The organism is Pseudomonas sp. NPDC087346 (genome assembly GCF_044744235.1).
Taxonomy (GTDB): Bacteria; Pseudomonadota; Gammaproteobacteria; order Pseudomonadales; family Pseudomonadaceae; genus Aquipseudomonas.
Genome location: NZ_JBIUXX010000113.1, coordinates 5,379 through 8,998, shown reverse-complemented (window position 1 = coordinate 8,998; position 3,620 = coordinate 5,379). Strand labels below are relative to the sequence as shown.

General features: G+C 60.3%; 4 protein-coding genes. 2 read left to right on the top strand and 2 right to left on the bottom strand.

Annotated elements, in window-relative coordinates; all coding sequences use genetic code 11:
* Both ACIOZM_RS30635 and minC read right to left on the bottom strand, forming a co-directional pair.
* On the bottom strand, window positions 1-146 hold a 146-nt coding region (locus ACIOZM_RS30635), incomplete at its 3' end, for a P-loop NTPase (RefSeq protein ID WP_401221193.1).
* A gap of 200 nt (window positions 147-346) precedes the next feature.
* Window positions 347-1,084, bottom strand: a complete 738-nt coding sequence (minC, locus tag ACIOZM_RS30630) for a septum site-determining protein MinC (RefSeq protein ID WP_401221190.1) — start codon at window positions 1,082-1,084, stop codon at window positions 347-349.
* Window positions 1,085-1,201: 117 nt separating this feature from the next.
* On the opposite strand from minC, the gene ACIOZM_RS30625 reads away from it, so the two are divergent.
* Both ACIOZM_RS30625 and ACIOZM_RS30620 read left to right on the top strand, forming a co-directional pair.
* Entirely contained in the window at window positions 1,202-2,134 is a 933-nt protein-coding gene (locus tag ACIOZM_RS30625; RefSeq protein WP_401221187.1) for a lipid A biosynthesis lauroyl acyltransferase, read from the top strand.
* Between the two features lie 35 nt (window positions 2,135-2,169).
* On the top strand, window positions 2,170-3,342 hold the full coding sequence (locus ACIOZM_RS30620; RefSeq protein ID WP_401221184.1) for a patatin-like phospholipase family protein: 1,173 nt from the start codon (window positions 2,170-2,172) through the stop codon (window positions 3,340-3,342).
* Window positions 3,343-3,620 lie beyond the last annotated feature (278 nt).

Below are 3,620 nucleotides of genomic sequence, written 5' to 3'. Positions count from 1 at the left end.
ATCTGGTCTTGGTTACGCAAGCCGACGTCGAAGTCGTCGATTACAGTTTTGTGGCCGCGCAGAGCGAGGCCGGTTCCGATAGCGGCGATGGTGGTGGTCTTTCCCACACCACCCTTGCCGGATGTAACCACGAGAATCTTGGCCAAGGTGTTTCACCCCTAAGGAAGAAGGACTTTTTAGCCCCTGAAAAACATCTCTTGAAAACTACTGCAGTCGGACAGCCTTGGCTGGAATTCGGCTTGAGGAGGCGCTTGCCGGGGGCAAACACTCCCTGATCCTTTTTCCTACTTCGTTTGAGCCGTTTTCGCTACGTTTTAGAGATGCTTGGAAAATGCGGCAGTATCCGTTAAAGCCGAATGATGTTCAACACGTCGGCCGACAGGCTGACCTGTACACCGGAGCCCCACAGTGGATCGCGGCGCAAATCTTCGGAAACCTTGTAATGCCCGGCGATGGAGATTAGTTCAGCGCTCAATTGCTGACAGAAAATCCGTGCCTTGGTGTCACCCTTGACGCCGGCCAACGCACGGCCACGCATCGGGCCGTATACATGGATGTTGCCATCGGCGAGAAGTTCCGCCCCCGGACTGACGGAGGACACCACCACCAGATCGCCACCCTGGGCATATATCTGTTGGCCACCACGTACTGGCGTGGTGATTACACGCGTCGGTTTGATGGTCGGCTCAGGCGGCTTTTCCGGTTTTTTCACGACGACGGGTTCAGGCATTTCCAGCGGCCGCTCGCGGGCACCGGAAGGTGGCAACACCGGGATGTCGATGGCGATGGCGGCGGCGATGTCTTCGATGCGGCTGGCGCGGATCGCCAGGGTGCGCAGGCCATGCTGGCGGCACACACGCATCAGCCCCGGCAGGTCAACCGCGCCTTCGCCTGGCGGCAGTTTGTCCAGCGCCAGAACCAGCGGCGCGTTGCTGAAAAAGTTCGGCGCCTGGGCGACTTTGGCGGCCAACTGCCGATCGAGGCTGTCGAGGTCGTTACGGGCCAGCTCCAGCACCGTAATGGCCAGCATGCTGCCCTTCAACTGGAACACGGGATCTTGGTCTAGCGGGTCGGTTTGGCTCATGTCGGCATACAACGGCTTGTCACTAAAAGTGCCGAGACTTATAACGAGAACGCCCGCCAGCCGCAAGCCGGCTCGAACGATGTAGAATGCGCGGCCACTGTATTTACGGAAGCTTTAATGGATCGCCCGCGTTTTCGAAGAGCATTTCTTTCTCCACGCTTCTGGCCGCTCTGGTGCGGTCTGGGGCTTTTGTGGCTGATCGTGCAGCTGCCGTATTCGGTTTTGCTGACCATCGGTCGATTTTTGGGTGCATTGATGTATCGCGTAGCTGGCGACCGGCGGCGCATTGCCAAACGCAATCTCGAATTGTGCTTCCCGGAGAAATCCGCCGCCGAGCGTAAACGGCTGCTCAAGGAAAACTTTGCCTCGACCGGCATCGCATTTTTTGAGATGGCGATGAGCTGGTGGTGGTCGCGTGAGCGCCTGGCAAAACTGGCCCACGTCGAAGGTCTGGAGCATTTGCAGAAAGCCCAGCGCGAAGGCAAGGGCGTGATCCTGATGGCGGCGCATTTCACCACGCTGGAAATCGGCGCGGCGTTGCTCGGTCAGCAGCACACCATCGACGGTATGTACCGCGAGCACAAAAACCCGTTGTTCGACTTCGTTCAGCGGCGTGGCCGCGAGCGGCACAATCTCGATTCACTGGCGGTGGAACGTGACGACGTGCGCGGCATGCTCAAGCTGCTGCGTTCGGGCCGGGCGATCTGGTATGCGCCGGATCAGGACTACGGCGCCAAGCAAAGTATTTTCGTGCCGCTGTTCGGGATTCAGGCGGCGACAGTCACCGCGACTACCAAGTTCGCCCGCCTGGGCAAAGCGCTGGTGGTGCCGTTCACTCAAGAGCGTCTGGCCGACGGCAGCGGTTATCGATTGACGATTCACCCGCCGCTGGAAGGTTTCCCCGGCGAAACCGAAGAGGCGGATTGCATCCGCATCAACCAATGGGTAGAAAGTGCCCTGCGTGCCTGTCCGGAGCAATACCTGTGGGCGCATCGGCGGTTCAAGAGCCGTCCGCCGGGCGAGCCCAAGTTGTACGCCAAACGCGGGTGATTGCCGCGTCCCTTTAAGCACCATGGAGTGTTGCGATGAGCCCAGCTGAACCGGTCACAGGTTTGATTCTTTCCGGCGGCGGGGCTCGGGCGGCGTATCAGGTGGGAGTGCTGGCGGCGATTGCCGAATTGCTGCCATTGGGCGCGGACAATCCGTTTCCGGTGATTGTCGGCACCTCGGCCGGGGCGATCAACGCGGTCAGTCTGGCCAGCGGCGCGACCGATTTTCGCGCCGCCAACGAGCGTCTGACACTGTTCTGGCAAGGCTTTCGCAGCCACCGCGTGCTGCGCAGCGACTGGCCCGGGGTAATCCGTCAGGCCAGCCGTTTTGTCAGCCACAGTCTGCTGGGTATGGGCCGGCATATGCCGGTGGCTTTGCTCAACAGTTCGCCGCTGCGCGATCTGCTCAACGAAAAACTGCACATGCCCGGCATTGCCGAGTCGATTGCGCGCAAGCAATTGCATGCGGTGGCGGTGACCGCGTTCGGCTATGAGTCGGGACAAGCGGTGACGTTCTATCAGGGTGGCGGCACCATCGATGCGTGGTTGCGGCACCGACGTATCGGTGTGCCGACGCAATTGTCGGTGGAGCATCTGCTGGCGAGTTCGGCGATTCCGTTGTTGTTCGCCCCGGTGAAAATCGGCGAGGAATATTTTGGTGACGGTGCGGTGCGCCAGTCAGCGCCGATCAGCCCGGCATTGCACCTTGGCGCCAGTCGAGTGTTGGTGGTGGGGGTCAGCGGCAATCCGCGCGGCGTAGATCCTCAGCAGCCGCTGGAGCGCTCTTACACCGGTCAGCAGCCGACGCTGGCGCAGATCGGTGGGCACATGCTCAACAGCACGTTCATTGACAGCCTCGAAAGTGATATCGAGTTGCTGCAGCGCTTGAATCAGTTCAGCCATCTAATGCCTGCGGGCACGCCGACGCGTGAGCTGGGTGTGGCGCCGGTGGAGGTGCTGGTGATTTCGCCGAGTCAGCCGATCGATGAGATCGCGGCGCGACATCGGCAGGAGTTGCCGGCGGCGTTGCGCTTGTTCTTGCGTGGGCCGGGGGCGACCAAGACCAGTGGGGCAGGGGTGTTGAGTTATCTGTTGTTCGAGTCGGGGTATTGCAGCGAGTTGATCGATCTGGGGCGGCGCGATGCGCTGGCCAAGAGGGAAGAGCTGTGCCGGTTTCTCGGGATTGGCGAGGCGCTGGTTCCAGCCTGATATGAGTGGCGCTGCAATCGCTGGCAGGCCAGCTCCCACAGGTTTCTGGGTGAACACAATAGTTGTGCGCGACACAAAACCCTGTGGGAGCTGGCTTGCCAGCGATGGCGTCCTTGCAGACGCCACTTACAGCAGCATCAGAAGTGGAGCTTCACCAAGAAGCTCCCACAGGTTTATGGGTGAACACAATAATTGTGCGCGACACAAAACCCTGTGGGAGCTGGCTTGCCAGCGATGGCGTCCTTGCAGACGCCACTTACAGCAGCATCAGAAGTGGA